Consider the following 24838-nt stretch of genomic DNA (forward strand, 5'->3'; position numbering starts at 1 on the left):
TCTCCAAAATTGCCCACCCAAACTCCAAGAGCGCAGCCAAATTATGAATGCGCAATTTGCCACTGACCATTCACGAAAAAGGGTTGCGTCCACTGTATTTGTAGCTGTTCGTTTTTATCCTTAAGTGATTTCGTTAATGGATTTGCCCGCACGGTAACTGAGTGATTCGAATTATCAATTTTTTTGATGGAAATTAAATTGCTTCGTTGATAGTTAATAAATTGAGGCAATAAGATATCAACATTAGCATCCTTGGCATCAACATCAATAATACAATCATCAAGATTCGCGACATACTGGCTGTTTTCACTACTGTGAATCGTCTTGTGCTTGCAATGATTTGCTGAGGATACCAAGAGCTCATTTTCATTATATTTTTTAGCTTGAGCGAGGCGATTCAAAAACTCAGCAAGATCGCCACTATAGCCACATAAGTTAATGCGAATGTAGGCATCTGTTGCCCCCATCGCATTACCATTATCCACTGCAACATTAAGATCTTTAAGTAAAATCTCCTCGCCAGTCATTTTAACAATGTCAGGGCTATTGAGCTTTGCAAAAAAAGTAGGACTGCCTGGAATGCTTATGACTTCTGTTCCAGGATAACGCTTAAGCATCTCTGTTTTGACAATGTTATGCCGCTTAACAATAGTATTAAAGGCATCGTTGCGAAGGGCTTGCCCTGCATCAGGAAGTGCGATCAGAGCAGACATAAGATTCAACGCGTCAGCAACGCCTGGAGTGCTTTCTCCTGTTGTTAACTTCCAGGTATAGGAAAAGAAATTATGAAAAATACTCGCAGCATATGAATCACTCATAGGAAACCACATATAGCCAAGGCGATAACCCGGTTTTCCCAGCGCTTTGGAAACAGAATTAAACGCCAAAACATGTTTACCCTCATTCCTTGCCTTGGAAAGCCAGGCAATATTGTCTTTAATATATCCTGTACCATCACTACCATAGGATGGTGAAGAAAAGACTAAATCAGCAATAATGATGTTTGCCTGGGTATAGGGCTTGCGAAATGTGCCGTCAGGATTATTAGGTGAGGTTACAAATTCAACCAGTATTTCATCTGGTTTTGGCTTCACTTCACTAGGATCGTTAAAGCCCTGAAATCGTGCATTTGGATAGGGTCGAAAAGTCACTGCATGCTCATGGAATGAATAAAAAGGGATCTTTTCAACAAAAAGGAAGTGTTTTTGTGGTTCTGTCGCAGCGATAGCATAAACGAGAGCAAAAATAATTTGCAGTGATCCATTCGAGGGGCAAAAGGCATAGTTTGTTTCACGAGGATCAAAAAACAATTCTTTATTACCAATGCGTTCATGATAAGTGCGAAGCGTTTGATCTACTTCATTAAAAAAAGCCACGCTTGAAGGGATGAGTAGGCTTTTTTCACCGGGTTGCCCCAAATAAACAGCACTGTCAAAAATATGCACCGCAGGAGGGTTAAGCAGGCCATAACGCTGGTACAATTCAGTGAACATCGGCGTTTCGTTTGGCCGCATGTATATTAGAGGATCAGAGGCATTGGCAGAGGTAGTGACAAATACAAACAAGAAAAAAATTCTGGATTTAAATACTGCCTTCAAAAAATTCGTTGCGAGCACTAGCCTCTCCTATAAATGAGCTCCTTTTACTCATAGTTACAATTAGATTACAAAGGGTCAAGTTTTTTTATTTATTCGATTGGCCCAAGGGTTTAAGGCTTAAAAAAGCTGATATTATTTTTTTACGATGAAATAAATACTGGTTGCAAACAACCGGGCTATGCCCTCTGGGATTTTATTAGTTCCAATGCAGCAAGACGCTATTTTGGGATATTGAGTTTAATAAGCTTATCAGCTTAAGATAACTATGCAGCAGGTTTAAAATACCAAGTTATTATTGTTCAACAAGTGGATTTACAATGCAATCAGAAGAAATATCAAATAAAGAGAGGCCAATCCTTTCTGATGAAGAACTACATGTTCAAGCTAATCAGTATATATGTGAATTTAATCAACTGATTTTTCAAAATCTTCCCTCTGTAATATCACAGATTATTGAACGGGAGGTTTGGAAAAAAAGAAATAATCCTTATAAAAATTTTGGGGAATATGCCCTTGATAAATCATCAGACGGCCTGGGTATTACTAACAATGAAATGTTGTGGTTATTGCGGTCTGCTATGGATATAAACACGCAGCATGTAGCTCATTGGGGTGATGTGATTAGTATGGTGGATAACTGCGTCAGGGTGTATGCGAAAGAAAATAAAATCTCTATTAAAGATTTGAATAATGACCTTAGGGAGCAAGATAATACGAATCCTAATTTGTATCAGGAAAACAATATTACGTATTTACCTTCTCGCTCGAGATCTGTTGACGGGCAACTTTTGAAGTTAAAAAAGAAAGATCCCCTTGCCTATGAAAATGTGATGCAAGGAAAAATAAATATAAACGATGCCTGGGTCAAAGTGCCCAGAAAACAACTACAACCTATTGAAACAATTAAAAATAAATTTTTTAACTTGTCCAAATCAGATCGGGAAGCTTTTTTGGAGTGGCTTGAACAAGAGAAAGATAAGCTTCAAAATTAAATTTGCACAAGCAACAGTACTGCAATTTTGGGAAGGATGTATTTACTATGAATACTAACGGTGTAAGGCTTAAAAAATCCGATAATATTTTTATTGTTTAATAAATCCTGGTGGCGAGCAACCAGGTTATGCTTACTAACGTTTATGTCGAACTGTTTCTTCTTCCTCTTCTTCTGGTGCAGGGGTTAATTCTTCTGGGTTTTTTACAGGCGGTATCGTGGCAATGGTCATATCGCAAAAACGTTTGGTAAAGTCAGTCAACTCTATTTCGGTATATCCTTTGCCTCTAAATTCAGTTTGAAAGGTATCTTCATCATACCCTCGCGCAGACGAACCCTCTTTGACCGGATTAAATCTCGGGCTGCTTTCCTTTGGTGTTTTAAGATGTGTTTTTTTATGCGCACTTAAAACAGTAATCGTTTCGCCATCAATTTCTTTCCCCTTCCATCCATATTCTCTTGCTGTCTCACTCCATGGATTTCTTACTAAAATAAATTTAAGGCTTTTCCCCTCTTTATCTTGTCGCTCGTAGCAATCAACCACCTCGTAATAATGTCCTCCAACCAAGCCCTTTGAAATTTCTTCTCCAATGCCATGAGTTCCTTTTTTTTGTGAAGTGCCTACGTGTTCGGAGGTGCTTACACTGGCAACAACTTCAGTCTTCTTAAGACTATCATGGAGTAATCTGAAAATTGCATCTTGCTTTGCAGTATAAATGCCTGTTCCGCGTTGATGTTGAGAGATTTCATTGAATACATATTCTTTTAGTTTTGATGCGATGTCTTTATTTTGGCTGCCTGAGAAGATGGCATCAATTAGTTTATGAATATCTTGTACATTTGGTTTAGGCAATTGTGCAAACTCCCCAGCGAGTTTTTTGATTTCCTGAGCTTGAGCGCGAGGCATATGTGTTAGAATAGCAGAAAGTCTCTCTACCATTTGATTAAATAAATCAATCTTTTCCCTAGACTGTCTTTGCAATCCTTGTGAATCATTTGGAATACCTAATACATCTGCTGCAAGTTTTTTAATGGGTTGTAATCTCTCTTCAGGTGTTATTTCATCGTCAGTTACATGGGAGATTGATATTAAAATTCCTCGAGCAAAATTTTCAAATATTGTAGCTAAATTAACTCTGGGGCTAATCTCTACGAGTCCTATCGTCTCCCCTGAGTTTCCTAACAATGCTCCATAAACCATTTCGGCTGAACCTCCTTTTAGTGATGACCGATATGTTAATGCGGGAACGTTAAATTGCTGCTCCGTTGTTTGAGCAGGATGGGTTGCTATTTCGAGAGAGATTATTCTTGTTTTTCCAGCCAATTTGCTTACTTCATTTTTAGATACGGTATTCGTTAGCATCCTGTGTATTGCATAAGCCTTTTCTAATAAGAATAAAGCCGGATGAGTATGAGCATCTGTTATGATGGTAGCTAACTTCGTCGCATCTAAAACATAGGTAATTATCTCATCCGTGATTGTATGTGCATCTTCATCACGTACTATGTTATGCAATTTAATCTCTACTTTACCATCATCGTTGAGGTGTAATATTTCATTTATAAATGAGGGATTTTGTTTAAGTATGCTGCCTAATGAGGCAAGCATAGAGCAATTACCTATAGCTCGTTGATTGATATCCGTATTACTGACTTCTCGTTCTGTTAAATCAGATTTTTTCAACTTAAGAAAAGTAGATCCTCCTCCGATGTAAGCACCTTTTCCCCACTTAAGTTCATTTTTGATTTGCTCATCGGTAATAACTATTCTCTTTTCAACAGTTATATGTGTGTAAGGAGTATCAACTAGAACATCTGATGTTTCCGTAGGAGTTGACGTTTGTTTTTTTTTTTCGATGTCTTTTTTAAGCACGCTTAGTATCTTTGAATTAGAACTCATAATAATTTTCTCGCTATACTTTCTATTATTAAAACTCGATAATAGTTATATAGAGTATAGTCCCCATTTCTTTTTTTATTTTGTCCCTCTACCCATGCTTATGGTTTTCATAAAAAATTCTCTACGAGGTAAAAAAACACTAGCCTTTTGTTAAACATTCACGGAAAAGCATCCAATGAAAAATGGAGCAAATTGTTAAAAAAGGGAGATTTAGTATGAAATGTTCAGCAAATGTTGCCTTGGTTTTTACTTCAATTTACCTTTTCAGTACATCAACAGCCTACATGCAGTTTAATATCCATGGTAAGCAAGCAAAAAAAATCTACAATATGCTCACAGGCCTAAAGGTTCAAGAAGATGGGGCAGCGGGACATCTGTAACGTAAGGGAAAAAGCATTTTTTGCAGATATACCAATGCCGATATGGATTTTTCTCTATCTATTTATTTTTTTAATCCATACCCCGTTTTAAAAATCCAGCCAATAATAACCAAGCATATTACGGTAAATGTTAAGATCATTGTAATACTAATTGTGACACTCACATCACTGTGCTCGTAAAAGCTCCAGCGAAATCCACTCACCAAATAGACGACTGGATTTGCCAGTGAAATCTGATACCAGAAAGGAGGCAGCATATGGATGGAATAAAAACTACCGCCAAGAAAGGTGAGTGGTGTAATGATGAGGAGAGGTATCAGTTGTAATTTCTCAAAGCCATCTGCCCATATTCCAGTGATAAAGCCAAGTAGGCTAAAGGTTACACTGGTCATAATTAAAAAAAACGCCATCCAAAGCGGATGTGCAATATGCAATGGTACAAAAAACCAGGCTGTTGCGAGCACAATCACACCAATGATCACCGATTTAGTTGCAGCTGCTCCAACATAACCTAACACTATTTCGACAAAAGATAGTGGGGCAGAGAGAATCTCATAGATAGTACCTGTAAAACGCGGAAAATAAATGCCAAATGATGCATTTGACACACTTTGGCCCAAAACGGTCAGCATAATAAGGCCAGGAACAATAAAAGCCCCATACGGTATGCCATTGATAGCTTGCATGCGAGAGCCAATAGCAGCCCCAAACACAATAAAATAAAGGACTGTTGAGATAACAGGAGATGCAATGCTTTGCCCAAGTGTGCGGAACATACGCGCCATTTCAAATGTATAAATTGCCCGAACACCACGTATGTTCATTTTACCCCCAACAATCCGATGAAAATTTCTTCTAAGCTGCTCTGATGACTATAGATATCTTTTGGCCGTATTCCATGGGATTTTAGATTATCCAATACTTCTGAAATATCATTCTCTGTTTCAGCATCGTAAGTCAAAATCAATTTACCACCATTGTCATCTTTTTCCAGCGTCAAAGGGTAAGCTCTTAATCCTGATGGTATGGTAGATAGTGGCTCGCGTAACACGAAAATCATTTGACGTTTACCCATTTTCTCCATTAAGGTATTTTTTTCCTCAGTCAGAATTAAATTGCCTTTATTAATAATACCTACCCGATCGGCCATTATTTGTGCTTCCTCGATATAGTGTGTGGTAAGAATAATCGTAATACCCGTTTCGCGTAAGGTTCGCACTTGTGCCCACATGGATTTGCGCAGCTCTACATCAACACCAGCTGTCGGCTCATCAAGAAAAAGAATTTCAGGTTCATGTGATAACGCTTTAGCTACCATGACTCGGCGTTTCATTCCACCTGACAAATGTTGAATCTGTTCGTCTTTTTTATCCCAGAGTGAGAGACGTTTCAGTAGCTCCTCAATATATAAAGAACTCTTTGCCTTGCCAAATAAACCTCTGCTGAAGGTAACTGTGTTCCATACCGTTTCAAATGCGTCGGTCGTGAGTTCTTGCGGGACCAGGCCGACAGCAGTGCGTGCCTCGCGGTATTGGGTGATGTTGTCATAGCCCGCTATGGCAACAGTACCGCTGGTAGGCTGCACAATACCGCAAATTGTATTAATGAGTGTCGTTTTTCCTGCACCATTCGGTCCAAGCAACGCAAAAATCTCACCTCGACGAATCTCAAGGTTGATATCTTGCAGCGCTTTAAAACCGTTATCATAAATCTTTTTAAGCGCTGTAATTGAAATAGCGATATCATTTTGCATGAATGACTTACTCCTTACGTCCCAGGGATAATTATGCGCCGAAAGATAATTATATGCTACGTTCAATTTCATTTAACAATTTCAATATGTAAGTTAAATATTTCCCGGCCCGCAACTTTTTTCAATGCAAAGTCAAGAAAAAATATTGGTTATTCTACTTACCGCACCTTCATTGATTATTGAAAAGGCCAAATATTTTATACCCCCTATAAAAAACTTTACATTTTCAGTTAATTTTTAGTTAACCCGCACGCCTGTATTATTAAAAAACAACATGATCAGTATATCGACTGTAAATCATGATTTGTAAAATTAAAAATAATCCAACTATTTTTATTTTGATCTCTAAAAAGAAGCAGACTTAAGCACGGGGAAAATATTATGCAAAACAAACAGAGCAATGAACCAACAAAACACCGCAAATCACCTCCAAGGGAAGGACTCGAAATTAATAAAGGTGTTACAAATGGAGTGGGGGGAATCAATCCAGAACAAGCAAATAATCCGAGAACAATCGAATTAGCAACTGACCAATCAATAACGGCACGACACTTACTTTATTATCCGAATGAGGCTAGTCTGTCTGTGATGGAAAAATGTGCCGATGGAATCAATTGCGTCATGGCGCGGCTAAATCACGATGGTGATGTCATCGGAGATCTTGCAAAAGATGAAATCCTAATTAGCATGTGCACCAGGTTAATGGCTGACGGAGGAACCGGGCGTATCATCGGATTCAACGATAGACTCACCGAACTTGTGGAAATGAGAAAACATACTCCCAAACCAAATGGATACGTCGATGCAATCAAATCACTTGCCAATGATTGTCGAGATAACATGGCTCAAATAACAGCTACTGCTAAGAAAGCTGGGCCTGAAGGTGCTCTTGCCCGCCAAGGTATCCTGTCGTTTATGGGCGACCTTGGAGGCATAGAAAAACATGAAACAGGCTTTGGAGCGGCATACAAAGGTCCTCTTTGCGAGCCCCAAGATGTGTACAACACCTACGTGGCAGGGCTTTGCGATGCCCAGCGCAAACTAAAGGGACAAACAATACCTGCCATTGATTCTGAGGTAAGTGGCTTTGAAATACAATTCCATAAAGCCAGAGAACAAACGTCATTAAAAGGAGGAGGCCTTTCCGCACCTGCGCATACCGCACGTAAAAAAGAAGAGCGTGCACCGATAGGATGGAAGGTCCAAGAGCGACACGGGCTGCTTAATACGGGTGATTTTGCAGAGGATAAACTTAAGGAAATAGACCTGCAGCATACGAAAACCCTAGTTGACGCAGCTTGGCCGAGTTACCTTGTATCTGAGGCTGTTACCAAGGACGTTGTTGAGCCAGTTACTGGGCATGTGTCCGGCACATTCGGTGAGATGGCGGTTACTATGGACCTGTTCTGTGGTACCCCTCCTGAAAGTATTGATTGGAAACATCCCTCCGGTACGCCAATCTCCTCAGCACATAAGGATCAGGTAACTGCTATTGGTGCTTTGGCAGCGGCAGGACTTATCACTGCCGGATTCCATTCAGCTGTTGAAATTTTCCAGCCCATAAGCACGTTTACTACACACCCAACGCACGGATCCTTAGGACCTAAAGCTGTTGTTGAAATGAATCTGCACGCACAGGCTCTTCGACGATTTGCTGAGTACCTGGCCAAATATAAGGATAAGCCAGGCGACTGGGTTCAATACAGCGATGATGGGCAGATTTGTTGCATACTCAGTCTAGAGGAATTAAATCTCTCCAAAGAAGAAGTCCTGAGTAAGGCCCAAAGCATCGAAGATGCTGCGACTAAGTCTGTGGACATGATTTCAGCTCTCCAGGGTGAAGGCGGCACAATAGCAACATTAGAGTTATGCCGAGTGTTGGCCAATCATTCGACCGATCCGAAAAGGGCGCTCAACTTGTGTAGTCTGAATACGCGATTGGAGCAGCTAGGTTTGCGTGGATATAGCCCAGAGCTTAAAGCGGCGCGCGACATTGCAACAGAGCCTGTCAATGACACTCAACAAAAGAAGCTTAAAGATGCCATCGACGTTGCCGAACAAGCTGCTGACCGTAGAGAAGCTGCTATAAAAATAAAACCGGCAGGTGACGAGCAATCATCCTATTTGCTAAGCGCTCTTCAATCAACGCTCGGTAAATTTGCAATTGGTGTTGGTATTGCGGTGGCTGTTGTTGGTACTGCTTTTGTTGTTACTCAAATGAGAAAGTAACTAAGGAGCATATTATGAACAATGCTAATCAAGAACTTCAAATACTAATAGAAAAACTAGATGCTATAGTAGATGAGATTAAACAAGTGCTTGTTTCGACTCGATTTGTCTCTAGTATCAAGAAGGAAGATCAGTTCTTTTTGTCAAAGAAGACGGATTTGGATGCAAAAACACGTATTTTAGTGAAAATTGATAAGTATAAAAAATTAAGAGCGGATGCTCACTACCCACATAATAGTGAATTGGAAGTTACTTCTTTAATGGATATTTTTACAATTACTGAAATTTTAATAAAAAAATTATCTGAAGGAAAAAGCTCATCTGAGTATGTGGATAATGGTTTTTTTAATAGCTTTTCTGATATTACTCACAAAATCGAAAGTCTTATTGCATAGTAAACTTCCGATTAATCCTTTAAACCATCGCCCTGTGAGGGCGATGACTTTTCCCCCACATGCCTAGTCAATATCTGTTTGCTTTTTGCATAATTTAGAGATAAATGTTAAAATATCAACTTGATTTGCTAAAATTAATACAGCTAAAGTGTGACCATGATTTATTAAAAAAGCGTTTGGGAATGAGTGTCCGTGAAAAATGTTTCTGGTTTTTATAAGATGCATCTTTATTTAGGTCAGTATACGAAACCAATATATTTTTCTTTAATTTAATCGGTCAAATTTATATTATCAAGCAAACTTATTGCATTGAGATTATCATGATGGCGCGTTACAAAACCAAAATTAAAAAAAATTCTGAAGATAGTGGTTACGAATCAGGGTACGAATCTGATGGAGAAACAGAGTATTCGCCCATAAAAACTCTTGGAGAAGGTGGTTATGCCAAGGTTAGACTGTTTAAATCTATCTCTAATAAAGCGGTTGCGGTTTTAAATCCAGTTACGATACCTGGAGATATGGGAGAGGCTACGGTTAAACACAGGTTTTTCAAAACGGTTTATTCTGATAAGCAATCTCATTTATTCCCAATGGGAGGAGATTACAGGCTTGTTGTGCCCTACATTCAATTTGAACCATATGAAAAGCTCATAATTGAAACTCCTGAATTACAAAAAACTCTTTTTCACTCCGCTATCCAAGCATTAAAAGATTGTCATGATAAAGGGATTACTGTGCTTGATCTGAAATCAGATAACATTTATTACGATTCCAGCACGCAAAAAAGCTATTTAATTGATGGAGGTCTTTCTGTACCAACAGGAACTACCATCGATCCTTTAGCGTTCCAAAAATCAAATCAAGAGACCGTAGAGTCATATAAAGAGGAATATTGGCACATCCCGCCAGAATGTTGGTCAGTAAAACCAACAGCCGTATTAGCTACTCCTCAAATGGATATATACTGTCTAGGGGTGCTGATGTATGATTTATTCGAAGATCCATCACCTGAGATAAAATCTTTGATAGATAGCTGCCTGGAGAAAGATCCAAAGAAACGACCAACTCTAGAGGAATTAAAAAACTCTTTAGACGCTATCGATGAAAACGCGGAAATCACCAAGTTTAACCCGTGTTAAAATTATATTTATATAACTAAAGCTGCACAGGTCGACTCAACAAATGGAAAGATATTTATTTTAATTGTTTGTTGTGACCAATTGTGAACAAAACCATCCTTGCATTAGTTCTCCAAGCGTGCTTTTCCCATAAACTTATAGCCAATGTGATATTTTTGTTATGTGACAATTTATGAAGTTACGACAAATATCATGCAGTTCACTAGCAATCATGAGAAGTTGAGCTATACTTAAAGTGGTATGGTTTAAATTTTATCAGAATGATGATTTTGTTGTCACCCTGGATGGAGGTCATGAATATGTTCCTAGCTACTGTGAAAGATATCTACGAAGCCCGAGTTAAAATAGGGAATCATCTAATATCAAAAATTAGAGGAATAAAAGCTGACCCTTTGAAAGTATATTTGAGCGTACAGTGTGATTTGGAGTCTTCAGGAGCTAAAGGAGAACTTATAGATCTTCTTACTGGTAAAATTATATACGCATGTCGTAAACAAACTATTGTAGATAAATAATTAAAGGGAAATAGCATAGTTTTAAATTAAAAGTGATGAAAAAATCTCCATCCGAAATAAATTAAGATAAGATTTAATTCTAGTTTTTTAAATCTTATCATTTTATTTATTTACTATTTATCAGCATTGCTTGCTGAGTTATGGAAAACTAGTAACAATAGACGTTGGTGATGGTGTTATCTGCATGCCAGAAACAGGGGTTCGATTAATCAATGCTACGAGAGAGTGCCCCTGGCTTTAAATAAAAGAAATTCTTCTTTTTACGTTTAATAGGCTCTAACAGGCGATACAAAACCCTGTGGTTTTAGTGCCCAAAGCGAGCAATTGATTTTTTGCAGAATATTTTCGGCTGTATTACCAATGAAAAAGCCAGATATCCCTGTTCGTGCTACGGTACCCATAACCAAAATGTCAATTTTATTTTCTTTAATGCATAAAGGGATAAGTTCAGCAGGACGACCTTTCAGGTGATATATGTTTGGTTGCTCTTTTATGCCAGATTCCTGAATCAGTGCACTTAATGCACTATAATGTAACCGACTCTCTTTCATGACCATTTCATCTACTTCTGAGGAAGGGGCATTAATTAGAACACTACGGCGCAGATAGTCTTCCAATACAAACTCCCAGCAAGTAATAACACTTAATTTAGACTCATAATGAATTGAAAGAGAATAGGATAACTTTAAAAGGTTAATAGCAAGATCATGGCCTGAAATTTCTTCATCTCTGGGGTCGATAGCTACAGCGATATGAATAGTTTCATCAGGATTTATCGGACGGTGGAGAAATAAAGTGCAGGGGCATTGGCGTAAGAGGGCCATATCTAATGCCCTAAAACCTTTGTTATTACTATTAATTTGTTCTGCGGCTTTCACTACAAGATCGTATGGATGACGAAGGACGCGTTGAATAATACGAATATCTGGTGCATTTCCACATTCAATTTCTATTTTTATTGATGATTCTTTCTTATGAAGAGATAAGGGTGTTATCGCTGATTTAAGGGTTTGGTTCATTTTTTCTATAAGAAACATCTCATAAGAGCTTTTATATTCATCAAGACTATGAGGAAAGGGAGGGAGCACTATCACAATATCAAGATTCGCCTTATTATCCACTGCCAGTCTTATGGCATGTTGTAAAGCATCTATTTCATCATCAATTCCGTTACTTACAAATAGAATATTGTGAAATTGCTTCATCTTTTTTTTCCTCCATAAGTAAGTCAAATTTACCTTTATTTTTATTTAATTGATTTTTAGAGTAAACTCATCTTTAGTTAATTTTAGTCTATTTTCATGAGCACGTAGTGAATAAGGAAAAAACAAAAGAAAAGGATTATCCAATTGCATCATTCCCTTCCCCTAATCACCACCATCGCCATGGGATTTGCTCTAGCATTAATCTTAGGCTTAATCGCTGCGCGCCTTAAGATTCCTCCATTAGTCGGTTATTTATTGGCAGGTGTTGTTATTGGACCATATACCCCTGGATTGATGGCCGATATTAGTATCGCCCAGGAACTGGCAGAAATAGGGGTCATGCTGCTGATGTTTGGAGTCGGGCTACATTTTTCATTAGCGGATTTAATGCGAGTCCGAAAAATTGCTATCCCAGGAGCAATAGTACAAATTGTTGTGGCAACAATACTTGGATGTGCGGTCGCATTTCTTTGGGGCTGGAGTTACGGCAGTGCTCTAATTTTTGGACTTTCTCTATCCGTAGCCAGTACCGTTGTATTATTGAAAGCACTTGAAGAACGAAGAGCTCTTGAGTCGATTAATGGACACATTGCTATAGGCTGGCTTTTGGTCGAAGATTTAGCTATGGTTGTTGTGTTGGTGTTGCTTCCAGCGCTTTCACACTGGCAGGGTTACAGCTCATCTGTTGGCGTTCACAACGATCCTCTATGGTTTATTTTTGGTTTAACACTTCTTAAGGTATCAACGTTCATTGCATTCATGCTCTTAGTCGGGCGACGATACTTTCCCAAGTTACTCTGGCTTGTTGCTCGTACCGGTTCACGCGAATTGTTTACTTTATGTGTGATTACTGCCGCGATTAGTATAGCTTACGTAGCTTCTAAATTATTTGGCGTTTCATTTGCTCTGGGCGCTTTTTTTGCAGGTATGATTATGCGCGAATCTTCATTCAGTCACCGTGCTGCTGAAGAGTCTCTACCGCTTAGAGATGCGTTTGCGGTGTTGTTTTTTGTTTCAGTTGGCATGCTGTTTAATCCCTCTGTTTTGGTTGAGCAACCTTTACAAATTTTAACTGTGGTGAGTATTATTGTTATTGGTAAGTCAATTGCAGCATTTATATTAGTTCTTGCATTTCGCTATCCACTAAAGTCCGCATTAATTGTGTCAGCAAGTCTAGCGCAAATTGGTGAGTTCTCATTCATTCTTGCTGAGCTAGGGGTGCGATTGGGGATGCTTCCTGAAGAAGGCCAAAGTTTTATTCTCGCCGGTGCACTCATATCCATAGCGATTAACCCTCTTGTATTTAAATTAATAAATCCTGTTCATGCCTGGATCACATCTTACCCTCGATTGCTCCGTTTTTTAGAACGTGCCCATGACTCTTTAGCTGAATTACCTATGTCCACACAAAAGGAGAATCTTGCAGGGCAAGTGGTATTAGTAGGCTATGGGCGTGTAGGGAAACGCGTCGCCCATTTGCTTTCTGAACAAAACATTCCATACGTTGTGATTGAGGAAAACAGAGAATTAATCGAAAATCTGCGAGCCTCTGGCTTTACTGCTGTTTACGGCGATGCATCTGAACCGGCCGTTCTTATTCAAAGCCATATTGCTCATGCCAGTATGCTCATGATTGTCATAGCGGATACCGTACACGTAAGAAAGATGATTCACTATGCACTTGAACTTAATCCAGGAATAGAGATTGTTGTCCGCACACATGATGAAGAAGAAGCGGCGTTATTACGGAAAGAGATTTCAGGCAAAGTGTTTTTTGCCGAAGGAGAAATAGCCAAAAGTATGGGAGAATATGCTTTAAGTCGATACGGAAAATCATGAATTATTGTGACCTAGATCAGCCTTTTGGTGGAAGCTTTGGAGGAACAGCAAGCATATCCACAGTACTAAGATGGAGAATCCTTTTCGCAACACTTCCCATAAGTAAGTAATGCAATCTTGATTTACTCTGCGTGCCAAATGCCAACAAATCAGCGTTCCATTTTTGTGCTTGCCTAATAATGCAATCAGCATAGTAACCGCCAATAATTTTTTTATCAAACCTGCTTTTATCGACATGACATTGCTTAAGGAAATCATCCATTTTTTCTAAAATACCTTTTGTTTTAGGCATATCGATGTCCACAAATTCTTCAATTAAGTCGGCTGGGTTGAAAAATTGTTTATGATGAATATCAATGATATGTAACAACTGGAAAGTTGCATGGGGAAAAGATTTAAATGTAAATTGTACCGTTTCTCTACTCGTTTCTGAAAGGTCTGTTGCTATTACTATCCGTTTGTAAGTAAAATCAGGCTCTTTTTTTACCAGCAACACGGGAACATGGCTTTGGCTAATAATTGATCCGGAAGTAGTACCTAAAACGTACTCATTAATATAATAACGGCCATGCGCGCCCGCAACTATCAATTCACAATGGTTTTCATCAGCATATCGAACAATCTCATTGGCAGCTTTACCAAATACTACTTTTGTTTTGGCAATGAGTGTACGTGTGTCTGTTAATTTCTTTAATATCTGTCCTTCGATCTCTTTTTTTTCAGACAAAAAATGGGCTTGTAATTCAGTATCTGAAAACTGTGCAATATCACTTAATGGTGTTGTTATAACATGGAGGAAATGGATCTGTGCCTGGTTTGACTTTGCTAAATTAATTGCTCGTTGTAAAGCCCAATCGGCATGTTTTGAGAAATCACTGGCAATCAATAAGTTATTAAATATCATAAGCTATCCCTAAATAAAAAAACAGAGTCATTTCTTATCCTAACAAACCCTTGGTAATAGAGGAATACGCAAGTGTGACGACTTTAATGAGCCTCGACTCCAATGCCAGAACAGCGTCTTGCTTGCCTCCAACACATCATTTATGGCTAGGACGATGTCAAAACTGTTCTTTCCTCCAGAGTAGGGCTAGAGTTGGGCTTAATAATATCCTCTTCACTCAACCCCGTATCAAAAAATCTTAGTCCACCTTGCCTGATATTAGAGTTAGTAGGCATGGGAAATTTTTCTGATATAGGTAATAGAGTATTTCTTTGGTATGTATCTGGACTATGGATTTGACTTATTTTTTCTATCAATGGCTTTTCCATCTCAGAAGGATATTGAGTCGATTTTTTTTTATTAAAAATGGTAGGCCAAGTAAAAGCTATCGAGACGAATACTAAAACGACTGGAGACAATATTGCCATGGTAATGGTTAATGCAAGTTTTTCCCCTATAGCTTCTCCCAGCGTTTCACCAACATGAATTCCGCTTCGGATTCCACCGGCAACAGAATAAGCAAGAGAATCGCCTATCAAAGCAAATAATTTGAGCATATTGATGGCTCCATGCTTTATTTTTTGTGCTTTTGTTTGGTTTTCTTCAGGTGGTTCATATATTGATTCAAATTTTTCTTTTAGATCGATATACGTTTTCGGGTTAAATACTTTATATACTTGTGAAAAAGTATTAACCACCATGGTTGTCGAAGTACATATCATGGCAATAAAATGTGCTAAAAGGGTATCAGGAGTTGCACCTATGGCATTAAAAAACTTATTAACCCCTGATACTGTAGTAAACCAAGTGAGTGTCGCATAAACAGCTAAAAAGATCGTACTTACGACTCCTAACAAGACACATCGCAAAAGGCCATAGGGTTTTTTATAATCATCAATAAAAAGATTTTTAAATTTTGTATAATTCTCACGTATGCCTACAGCTTGAAACGAATAAAAAGAGATAGCTGCAACCAAAGATAACCCAATCGTAACAGCCAAAACCAGAGGGTTAGAGGCGAGCAGACCTGCCCCCAAAAAAGTGAGAAGTCCTACGAGACCTGCATATCCAGAAATGCCAGCAGAAATACATGCCAACAACGTCACTATACCAAAAAATAATTTCTGACCTTTATCGAGTATCGTTTTTTCTTTTATATTTTCTTCAAGGGTCTTAAACGTTTTTTGCTTGCTAGGTTGAAAGCCCGCGCTATCAAGCATGGCTTGCCCACGGCTTAATAAACACACTATTCCGTTACAACAGGAAAGTACTATCGCTAAGGCCAGGCTAATACCAAAAGGGGCTCCTAAAGTACTTAATAATCCCAGGCAAAATACCATGCAAAGCGCCATGGAGGTAACCACTTTGCCAATGACTAAGGGCACTCCTTTTAGTAGCCTATTTCTATTTTGAGAGGGGGTTCTTGTAAATTCCTGGCCTTTACAAGAGTAGTTAGCAATCTGTAAGACCTCTTGCTTGGCTAATCTTTTTCCACCCGAAAGTATCTCTCCCCACTTAAAGGTTAGAAAACTCCAAAAATAGTGGGAAAACGGACGTATTAGAAGATCTGATATTCGAAGATCCCCATTGAGAATGGCTTGTTGGACTTTTTGCGATTCTTTTTCAGTAAATTGATATTGGTTGAAAGAAGCAATCATCCAATCTTTTTGAGTACGGAATTTTCTTTTTAAAACCATTATGACTTCAGGGCGTTTATAAGCGCCAAAGTCAATTTCTTCTTGCTCTAATAAACTAACTATTTCTTTCATTACGGCAAATCCCTTTTTAATGCAAATTGTGTAGCTTATTTATAATTTCACAAGAATTCCATTTAAATTTTTAAATAATAATTAATGGCATGATACTGCTATTATTTTCATTAGAAAGAATTGACATACTTTCCGAGTTACATTCTAATCGTATTTTTTCATGATAATGGACAATCATGCCATTTTTGACTTTTCTAAAACCTGCTCCTTATCTTAATGAAATTCAGGATAAAACTATTGTGGAACGGCAATATCGTTATTGGCGTATTCGCACCTTTTATGCAATGTATGTAGGCTATGTTTTGTTTTATTTTACGCGAAAAAGTTTTACCTTCGCGATGCCTGCATTACAAAGCACCTTAGGGATGACCAAAACTGAGCTGGGAATGATTGCCAGCATTTTGAGCTTAAGTTATGGCATCAGCAAATTTTTGAGTGGAATTCTTGGCGATAAGTCAAATCCTCGTTATTTAATGGCGATTGGGCTAATTTTGACAGGTATTTTTAATATTTTGTTTGGTTTGTCTTCCACCTGGTGGTTATTTGCTGTTTTTTGGGGATTAAATGGTTGGTTTCAAGGTTGGGGATGGCCAGGATGTACTAAATTATTAACGCATTGGTATTCTCAATCAGAACGTGGTCGTTGGTGGAGCATTTGGAATACATCGCATAACGTTGGTGGGGCATTAATTCCATTGATTGTTGCTATGTGCGCGCAATATTTCGGCTGGCGTTCAGCCATGTTTGTGCCTGGGGCCATCTGCATTTTAGGAGGTATTTTCTTGATCAATCGATTGAGAGATACACCGCAGTCGCTTGGTTTACCTGCTATAGAGCAATATAAGAAAGATTTTTCCGGTACAGCAAATCACCACCAAGAAAAAACAGAACTCTCAGTCAAAGAAATTCTTTGGAATTATGTGTTAAGCAACCCACATATTTGGATACTGTCTATCTCTTATTTGTTTATTTACATTGTCCGAACAGCTATTAATGATTGGAGCATGATGTACTTAACGGAAGTAAAGGATTATTCCTTAATCACAGCTGGTAGTTGTGTCATATGGTTTGAGGTTGGTGGTTTTTTTGGAAGTCTAACGGCCGGCTGGCTGTCTGATAAAATATTTCAAGGGAAACGCAATCCAATCAATGTGCTTTTTACTGCAGGTGTATTTGCCACCTTGTCGCTATTTACGTTGACCAGAGGATATACACCATTTCTCGATTCTTTGTTTCTTTTTTTCTTTGGCTTTTTTATCTTTGGACCCCAAATGATGATCGGCATGGCGTGTGCGGAGTTATCGCATAAAAAAGCAGCGGCGACTGCAACTGGTTTTGCCGGATTTTTTGCGTATTGTTTAGGGGCTGTTCTCGCAGGGGCTCCTTTGGGTGCAATTATCAAAAATTACGGCTGGGATAATTTCTTCCTGACATTGTTTATTTGCTGTTTGATTCCATTTTTTATGATGCTGCCACTCTGGCATGTGAAAGTCCGTCCAAAGTATCCTAAATCAGAAGTTTCAGGAAAATCTGAGTTTGCTTAACAAGTAGGCTGGGTCATTGTGACCCAGCAAATATTATAAGCTATTGTGCAGTTGTAAGGAGCGAAGCGGATTATGGTATTATTCCCCAAAGTCCAATGAGTGAAAATGCATTTGCGCATTTTATTATAAATTTTTCCTGCAAATGCGTAATGCGTTATACGATGCCGTACAAATACGACGATCTCGCGATGGGGTATTTTAGTCTAATTATACTGAATTGGGAGTTGATTGTAGTTTGTTGAGCATAAATATTAAGCTTTTCGGGATATTTAAAGTATTGAGATAAAGCCTCCCAGTTATTCCACGACTTCATTACAGCAGACACTATTTTTCTAGTCGTTACAGTGGTGGCCCTTAAATGGCGCCATTGCACTGTGGATAGATCCACACACACGCACTAATCTATTGAGATTGCAATCTTACCTTTTCTGTTTCCAGTCTCAATCAGATCATGAGCTAACACTATTTCACTTAACTTCATAACCCGTTCAATAATCGGCTTTATACCGCCCGCATCGACCACTTTTGCAATATCAGCAAGCCTTTTCGCGGATTGAGTTGTAAAAACAAAATGGATCTCTGCATTCACCAGCCAGCCACTAATTAAGTTTTGAGGTTCAGACATATCGACAATTGACACTAACCTTCCTGAGGTTTCCAGTAATGAAAGACTATTTTCTATTGTTTTTTGACCCACTGTATCCAGGATAATATCAAAACCAGAGGGATAGTTTTGACGAAGGTCTTCATACAGCGACTCTCTGCGATAATCATAACTCACATCAGCTCCTAGCATTTCTACAAAATCTTTGTTATGTAGGCTAGATGTAGTTACAACATGAGCTCCGAAAAACTTTGCAATCTGGATTGCATAAACACCGACGCCTCCTGCTCCACCATGAATGAGAACTTTATCACCCGACTTTAGGCGCCCCCTCTCAATCAAACACTCCCATGCGGTACCAGCAGATAACGGTAACGTAGCAGCTTGTTCAAAAGAAATCGTTTCAGGTTTTTTTGCGACTATGGCTGCTTTCTCGACATGATGCGTTGCATAACTACCCTCGTTTTCGAGTAGCCTCGTGACATAGAACACCTCATCTCCGATCTGAAAACCATGGACCCCTTTTCCAACTTTCTCAATGATACCTGCACAATCAACTCCGAGCCTGGCTGGTAATGCAATCAAATTGTTGTAGTCTCCCCTTCTGGTTTGTATGTCGACAGGGTTTACGGAAGCAGCCTTCACTCTGACAAGAACTTCGTCGTAACCTGGATTGGGCGTTGGCTGATCTATCAGCTTCATCACGCTTGAAGCTCCGAATTGTTCAATGATTACAACTTTCATGTTGTGCTCCTAAATTTAAAGTATAATTCGAATTCGAGATTATTAAACTACGCGTGACGATAAGCTGAGTTTATACAGCTTCTATTATTTTACTTTTTTCATCAAGGTGAAGCAGGCCGGACAAAACATTAATTGCAGCATTCTGTCTGAATCAGTGACGGTAGACACTATCAAGAAAGATGACGGTTACACTAAGTAAGAGTTGAGTGATTTGGGGAATTGGCAAAGCAAAGAGCAAAATACAATTGATATTGGCTATGATGATGCAGTAACGCCAGGAACTATAGATGCTCATTATCCAGTGCTTATCAGTGATTTGCCTGCTCCTAAAATCCGTACTTATCCAATTTATACAGTTATTCATTAAGTTAAATAACCCTCTCGTCACTCCAGTTTATGATGTCGTATCAAGATCTGTCCCATAACGGTATAGAAACATATTAAGATTTTAGGCATCTTCACACGAAACTGCCGGTTTTATGTTATCTGTTTTTCGACCATGACGCCTTTTACTAACTCACAGCATAGTCTGTTGTTATAGAAGTATTTAAGGTCAGTCTGTTCTATAATTTAATAAAAATTATAGGCCAACCTTGGGAGTCTTGTTATGGAAAACCAACCTTATGATCAAGAAAAGGCTGACGCTTTTGCCGATAATTTACTAAGTACTTTCAACAGTGCCGCATCAACCCTGATGATTTCGTTGGGGCATCGAACCGGTATTTTTGACATTATGCGGGACATGCCACCTAGTACTTCAGCTGAAATAGCCAAGGCTGCATCACTTAATGAGCGATATGTTAGAGAATGGTTAAATGCATTGGTAACAAGCCATATTATTATTTATGACAAAGTTAGGGCAACTTACAAACTACCTTTGGAACACGCTGCTTTTTTAACACGTCAATCTTCACCAAATAATATGGCAGTGATAGCTCAATTTATCCCGGTATTGGCTTTTGTTGAAAATAAAATTGTTCAGGCCTTTAAAGAAGGCGGGGGGGTTCCCTACGAAGCATATGATCGCTTTCACGAAGTGATGTCTGAAGAAAGCGGACAGACTATCGTTTCATCTCTTTTAGACAGTATACTGCCTTTAGTCGATGGTTTGATAGAGCGGTTAGAATCCGGTATAACGGCCTTGGATATCGGATGTGGTTACGGTAAAGCAATAAATGTGATGGCAGAAAAATTTGCAAATAGTACTTTTTATGGCTACGACATCTGTTCAGAAACCATCGAAAAAGCCCAGATGGAGGCTGGATCAAAAAAGATTAGCAATGTCTTTTTTCAACGTCAGGATCTTGCTCAATGGCAAGATGAAGAGAAATTTGATTTCATCACGGCTTTCGATGTTATTCATGATCAGGCCCATCCTGAGGTTGTATTAAAGAATGTTTATCATGCTTTGAAGGCAAACGGTGTTTTTTTAGCTCAGGATATTAAAACCTCCTCTTTTGTTGAAAATAATATTGATCATATTTTAGGACCATTAATATACACAATTTCTTGTATGCATTGTATGACAGTATCCCTTGCCCAAAATGGTGCTGGTCTCGGAGCGGCATGGGGCGAAGAGTTGGCAGAAGAAATGTTCAAAAAAGCCGGCTTTAAAAGCATTGAAAAGTGTTATTTAAAGCACGATATTATGAATACTTATTATATATTAAAAAAGGAATAGCATACGATGAATCTCAATATTAAGGCTTGATACCCGAGAGGTTTCAAAATGTTTGTTTTAAATAGTCAGGTCTCTGTTACGTAAGCCAATGCAGCAGATTGACAATGTTTTAGTTCAGCATATAAATGAACCGGTGACACATGTTTTTTGTTTAACTATAAAGTCGTTCTGTCGAAAATTTACCTCAAACAAATAACAAAACATCCTTCTTTGATCTTTAGTTTGGCACTGAGTTTCTTTTGGACGTCCCGAACAGACATCTACTCAAGCGATGGCTTCCTGTCGCTGCTCATCAGTACTTAAATCTAATGGGCTAAGATTTTTTAATTGAGGAGAAAGCAAATGCAATCGATGTTGCGAATAGTTCCAAAATTCCCACAATGGGTTTTAGAAGGTTAAGATAATCAATTGTAACTTATTAAATTTTAAAGGAATTTGCTAGTGAGCTCACCAGGGCTTGAATCTAGGACCAACGGATTATGAGACCCCATCATTAGAACTAACTCATTGATTTTAAATCAATAATTTTCAATGGACCCACTCCAAATGTCGTACAGAGTATAACTGTGTCGTACTCAAATACACAAATCTCACGCAAACGATTCCGCGCTCACTTTTATTTTGTTGCTGAGTCTCTATATGAATCCCGTGGGGGGTCTGTGAACTGAACTTTCAGCTGCAATATAATTCAAGGAATTCGTAAATTTTTATCGATTGGCCTATCAAGATCACTTGATCAAGTTAATTTATTCCACTATTCTAGAAGTATGGACATAAAAGAATCTCTAAAAATATTTGATACTCTTTCGCAAGAAACTCGTTTGCAAGTATTTCGATTACTTGTTCAGGCGGGGCCTGGAGGGTTATCAGCAAGCGTAATTGGCGATGAATTAGGCATCCTACACAACACCTTGTCATTTCATTTAAGCCATTTGTCTAATGCTGGGATTGTAACTTCTTGCCGTAAAGGGCGTTATGTTTTTTATTCAGCTAATTTTGAGCTAATGCGCGATTTTATCGAGTTCATGGTTCAGGATTGCTGTAGTAAACAACAAGTCAAAATTCAACAACCTGATACAACAAATTGTCTGGTTATTGAATTAAATAGTTGTTGTCCTTCTACCAAGGAGTAAATCATGAAACGTTTTCATATTCATATTGGCGTTAATAACCTTGCTGATAGCATCAGTTTCTATAATGCCCTTTTTGGAACAGAGCCTGCAAAAGTAAAATCAGATTATGCCAAATGGATGTTGGAAGATCCGCGCATCAATTTTGCAATTTCGACACGTGCTGGCAAGCATGGGGTAGAGCACTTGGGTATTCAAGTAGATGATGCTGATGAGTTAGAGACATTAAGAAAACAATTTTCAGAGGCCAATATTTCAACTCATAGCGATGGTGAAACAACTTGTTGTTATGCTAAATCAGAAAAATCTTGGATCAATGATCCAAGTGGAATTGCATGGGAGGCTTATCATACAATGGAGGATGCCCAATTTTTTTCTGGTAAAAAAGCAACAGAGGGTTCTTGTTCTATGCCAGAAAAAACCACAGCAACCCCATGCAGTGATACAAAGTCAAAAACAACTAGATGTTGTGACTGATGAATACTAAGCCGATGAGATTATTATTTCTTTGTACTGGTAGTTCCTGTCGGTCTATTATGGCTGAAGCTATAACCAATCATTACTCTAATGGGCGCTATCTGGCGTTTAGCGCAGGTAGCGTTCCGACTGGTAGCGTACATCCCAAAGCAATTGAAACTCTTGCCAGTCATGGTATAAAACCAAAAGCACCTCGTAGTGAATTATGGAATGAATTTAAGTCAGATTCGATTGACTTGGTAATTGCAGTCTGTGACCAGGCAGCTCAAGTAAGTTGCCCTATTTTCCCCGTACACCTGAAGAAACTTCATTGGAGTATTCCTGAGCCTGCTACATTAAACGGCTCTGAAATGCAAATTAATAGCGCATTTGAAGAAGTGTTTAGCCACTGAAACTACGCATAGAAAAGGAGTTGTTGTGATGAGGACTTGCAGTACTCGGAGACTTTCTTTTTTAGATAGGTATTTAACCTTCTGGATTTTCTTGACCATGGCAACAGGTGTTGGGATCGGCTCACTCTCTACTGGAACACCACAATTTATCAACTCATTATCTATTGGCTCCACCAATATTCCCATTGCACTGGGATTGATTTTAATGATGTATCCTCCCTTGGCACGGGTAAAATATGAAGAATTACCGCTCGTTTTTAAAGATTGGGGCATCTTGGTGTTGTCTTTAATTCAAAATTGGCTTATTGGTCCATTTCTCATGTTTGGGCTTGCTGCTTTATTTTTACATGGTTATCCCGAGTATATGACTGGACTTATTCTCATTGGTTTGGCGCGATGCATTGCCATGGTGATTGTCTGGAATCAGCTTGCTGAGGGAGATAATCAGTATGTTGCTGCCTTGGTAGCTTTTAATAGCATTTTTCAACTAGTGTTTTTTAGTATTTATGCATGGTTCTTTCTTACAATCTTACCACCGCTGGTGGGCATGGCTGGACAAATAGTTCACATTGATTTTATGACCATTGCAGAAAGTGTCTTTATTTATCTTGGGATTCCTTTTTTTGCTGGATTTCTAACTCGTCTTGTATTGATAAAGCAAAAAGGACTGGATTGGTATGAAACCTATTTTTTACCAAAAATTTCCCCTCTTACCCTGGTTGCTCTGCTGTTTACAATTCTGGCTATGTTTTCTTTGAAAGGGGCTATGGTTTTACAACTTCCTTCAGATGTAATTCGCATAGCTATTCCATTAACGCTTTATTTTATTGTAATGTTCTTTATCAGTTTTGCGATGGGCAAGCTCATTGGTGCTAACTATGAAAAAACAACCGCAGCGTCTTTTACAGCAGCCAGTAATAATTTTGAATTGGCTATTGCCGTAGCAATTGCGACTTTCGGACTTAATTCTGCTATTGCTTTTACGACTGTCATTGGGCCTCTTGTTGAAGTACCTGTGCTTATCTTTTTAGTCAATGTTGCATTTTGGCTAAGAAAACGTTTGTTTTCAGAAAAATCTATTCAGTAAAAACAATAACTTAAAGAATTGATTTCCTGATTTCCCCATATTTATTCATTATACATTCCTTAAGATTACTGTAATCGCAGTAAATTTGGAGGGATAACAAAAAAGTCATGCTCAGCCTCAAAAATACGTCCATATGGATTAAAGGTTCGGCTAATATGGAATATAAACTCGTTCAAAATGGAATGAGAATAGATTTCTTTGTTTAGGTAAAAAAACATAGGGACGAAAGGGACAAGTGGGATCCCCCTGTCATTACTGGGCTAGACTCGTCCCTATCTTCTTTTGCTTCATTGTGACATATGGGACATAAAAATTCTTGATACCGAAGGCGATAGTTAATTCGAAGGTCAGTTACAGCTCGTTGAGAACGCATGCATTTAAAATTCGTCAGAATGAATTTGCTTCATTTCGATGGTTTGAGTTTGGAGAATAATGTATGCCACAAAATCATGTTATTGAATTAGCCAATACACCAAAGCAGCGGCCAGTTTTTTGCGACCATGCGGGGGGGGGGGCGTTTTCG

21 protein-coding genes and 1 pseudogene are annotated in these 24838 nt (G+C 38.6%); 13 read left to right on the plus strand and 9 right to left on the minus strand.

Translation table 11 applies throughout. The features are described from left to right. Positions 1 to 41: 41 nt before the first annotated feature. Positions 42 to 1493: an aminotransferase class I/II-fold pyridoxal phosphate-dependent enzyme gene (locus Lpar_RS02480; protein WP_162264335.1), complete on the minus strand. Its 1452-nt coding sequence runs from the start codon at positions 1491 to 1493 to the stop codon at positions 42 to 44. Positions 1494 to 1915: 422 nt separating this feature from the next. Here Lpar_RS02480 and Lpar_RS02485 point away from each other — a divergent pair, with 422 nt between their 5' ends. Further along, positions 1916 to 2590, plus strand: a complete 675-nt coding sequence (locus Lpar_RS02485) for a hypothetical protein (RefSeq protein ID WP_058516414.1) — start codon at positions 1916 to 1918, stop codon at positions 2588 to 2590. 135 nt (positions 2591 to 2725) lie between these two features. Here Lpar_RS02485 and Lpar_RS02490 read toward each other — a convergent pair whose 3' ends face one another. Beyond that, positions 2726 to 4489, minus strand: a complete 1764-nt coding sequence (locus Lpar_RS02490; protein ID WP_082650318.1) for a C2 family cysteine protease — start codon at positions 4487 to 4489, stop codon at positions 2726 to 2728. 215 nt (positions 4490 to 4704) lie between these two features. Here Lpar_RS02490 and Lpar_RS02495 point away from each other — a divergent pair, with 215 nt between their 5' ends. Next, the gene (locus tag Lpar_RS02495; protein ID WP_156416184.1) at positions 4705 to 4869 is read left to right on the plus strand and encodes a hypothetical protein; all 165 of its coding nucleotides are present in this window, start codon (positions 4705 to 4707) and stop codon (positions 4867 to 4869) included. A gap of 62 nt (positions 4870 to 4931) precedes the next feature. Here the strand turns inward: Lpar_RS02495 and Lpar_RS02500 are convergent, their stop codons facing one another. Further along, complete coding sequence (locus Lpar_RS02500) at positions 4932 to 5693, minus strand: ABC transporter permease (protein ID WP_058516417.1); 762 nt, start codon at positions 5691 to 5693, stop codon at positions 4932 to 4934. Then, entirely contained in the window at positions 5690 to 6622 is a 933-nt protein-coding gene (locus tag Lpar_RS02505; protein ID WP_058516418.1) for an ABC transporter ATP-binding protein, read from the minus strand. The genes Lpar_RS02500 and Lpar_RS02505 overlap by 4 nt, the downstream gene beginning before the upstream one ends. 381 nt (positions 6623 to 7003) lie before the next feature. Between Lpar_RS02505 and Lpar_RS02510 the strand changes: the two genes are divergently transcribed. From Lpar_RS02510 to Lpar_RS02520, 3 genes are all read left to right on the plus strand, one after another. Next, on the plus strand, positions 7004 to 8851 hold the full coding sequence (locus Lpar_RS02510; RefSeq protein WP_058516419.1) for a hypothetical protein: 1848 nt from the start codon (positions 7004 to 7006) through the stop codon (positions 8849 to 8851). A gap of 14 nt (positions 8852 to 8865) precedes the next feature. Further along, on the plus strand, positions 8866 to 9246 hold the full coding sequence (locus Lpar_RS02515) for a hypothetical protein (RefSeq protein WP_058516420.1): 381 nt from the start codon (positions 8866 to 8868) through the stop codon (positions 9244 to 9246). Positions 9247 to 9566: 320 nt separating this feature from the next. After that, complete coding sequence (locus tag Lpar_RS02520) at positions 9567 to 10385, plus strand: protein kinase domain-containing protein (protein ID WP_237759330.1); 819 nt, start codon at positions 9567 to 9569, stop codon at positions 10383 to 10385. 781 nt (positions 10386 to 11166) lie between these two features. Here the strand turns inward: Lpar_RS02520 and Lpar_RS02530 are convergent. Continuing rightward, positions 11167 to 12105, minus strand: coding sequence for a universal stress protein (locus Lpar_RS02530; RefSeq protein ID WP_058516422.1), 939 nt, complete (start codon positions 12103 to 12105; stop codon positions 11167 to 11169). A 144-nt stretch (positions 12106 to 12249) separates the two neighbouring features. Between Lpar_RS02530 and Lpar_RS02535 the strand changes: the two genes are divergently transcribed. Then, entirely contained in the window at positions 12250 to 13944 is a 1695-nt protein-coding gene (locus tag Lpar_RS02535) for a cation:proton antiporter domain-containing protein (protein WP_058516423.1), read from the plus strand. A 16-nt stretch (positions 13945 to 13960) separates the two neighbouring features. Here Lpar_RS02535 and Lpar_RS02540 read toward each other — a convergent pair whose 3' ends face one another. Next, positions 13961 to 14848, minus strand: a complete 888-nt coding sequence (locus tag Lpar_RS02540) for a universal stress protein (protein ID WP_058516424.1) — start codon at positions 14846 to 14848, stop codon at positions 13961 to 13963. 146 nt (positions 14849 to 14994) lie between these two features. After that, positions 14995 to 16656 carry a hypothetical protein gene (locus Lpar_RS02545; protein WP_058516425.1) on the minus strand — a complete coding sequence of 554 codons (1662 nt, stop codon included), beginning with the start codon at positions 16654 to 16656 and terminating at the stop codon, positions 14995 to 14997. 176 nt (positions 16657 to 16832) lie between these two features. Here Lpar_RS02545 and pgtP point away from each other — a divergent pair, with 176 nt between their 5' ends. Further along, a complete protein-coding gene (gene pgtP, locus Lpar_RS02550) occupies positions 16833 to 18200 on the plus strand; it encodes an MFS transporter (protein WP_058516426.1) in 1368 nt (455 codons plus the stop codon). A gap of 397 nt (positions 18201 to 18597) precedes the next feature. Here the strand turns inward: pgtP and Lpar_RS02555 are convergent, their stop codons facing one another. Continuing rightward, a complete protein-coding gene (locus tag Lpar_RS02555; protein WP_058516427.1) occupies positions 18598 to 19548 on the minus strand; it encodes a zinc-binding dehydrogenase in 951 nt (316 codons plus the stop codon). Positions 19549 to 19759: 211 nt separating this feature from the next. On the opposite strand from Lpar_RS02555, the gene Lpar_RS18405 reads away from it, so the two are divergent. Together Lpar_RS18405 and Lpar_RS02560 are read left to right on the plus strand one after the other, a co-directional pair. Then, positions 19760 to 19915 carry a hypothetical protein gene (locus Lpar_RS18405; protein ID WP_237759331.1) on the plus strand — a complete coding sequence of 52 codons (156 nt, stop codon included), beginning with the start codon at positions 19760 to 19762 and terminating at the stop codon, positions 19913 to 19915. A 240-nt stretch (positions 19916 to 20155) separates the two neighbouring features. Then, positions 20156 to 21229 carry a class I SAM-dependent methyltransferase gene (locus Lpar_RS02560; protein WP_058516428.1) on the plus strand — a complete coding sequence of 358 codons (1074 nt, stop codon included), beginning with the start codon at positions 20156 to 20158 and terminating at the stop codon, positions 21227 to 21229. A 191-nt stretch (positions 21230 to 21420) separates the two neighbouring features. Here the strand turns inward: Lpar_RS02560 and Lpar_RS18410 are convergent. Beyond that, a pseudogene (locus Lpar_RS18410) lies at positions 21421 to 21610 on the minus strand (type II toxin-antitoxin system HipA family toxin); the annotation flags it as partial. 386 nt (positions 21611 to 21996) lie between these two features. Here Lpar_RS18410 and Lpar_RS02565 point away from each other — a divergent pair. From Lpar_RS02565 to arsB, 4 genes are read left to right on the plus strand one after another with little or no spacing between them, the layout of a single operon-like run. After that, positions 21997 to 22362 carry an ArsR/SmtB family transcription factor gene (locus tag Lpar_RS02565; protein ID WP_058516429.1) on the plus strand — a complete coding sequence of 122 codons (366 nt, stop codon included), beginning with the start codon at positions 21997 to 21999 and terminating at the stop codon, positions 22360 to 22362. 3 nt (positions 22363 to 22365) lie between these two features. After that, the gene (locus Lpar_RS02570) at positions 22366 to 22836 is read left to right on the plus strand and encodes an ArsI/CadI family heavy metal resistance metalloenzyme (RefSeq protein ID WP_058516430.1); all 471 of its coding nucleotides are present in this window, start codon (positions 22366 to 22368) and stop codon (positions 22834 to 22836) included. Between the two features lie 14 nt (positions 22837 to 22850). Further along, entirely contained in the window at positions 22851 to 23228 is a 378-nt protein-coding gene (locus Lpar_RS02575; protein WP_237759332.1) for an arsenate reductase ArsC, read from the plus strand. A 28-nt stretch (positions 23229 to 23256) separates the two neighbouring features. Continuing rightward, the gene (gene arsB, locus Lpar_RS02580; protein WP_058516431.1) at positions 23257 to 24315 is read left to right on the plus strand and encodes an ACR3 family arsenite efflux transporter; all 1059 of its coding nucleotides are present in this window, start codon (positions 23257 to 23259) and stop codon (positions 24313 to 24315) included. The last annotated feature ends 523 nt before the right edge of the window (positions 24316 to 24838 follow it).

This window comes from Legionella parisiensis, from assembly GCF_001467945.1.
GTDB lineage: Bacteria > Pseudomonadota > Gammaproteobacteria > Legionellales > Legionellaceae > Legionella > Legionella parisiensis.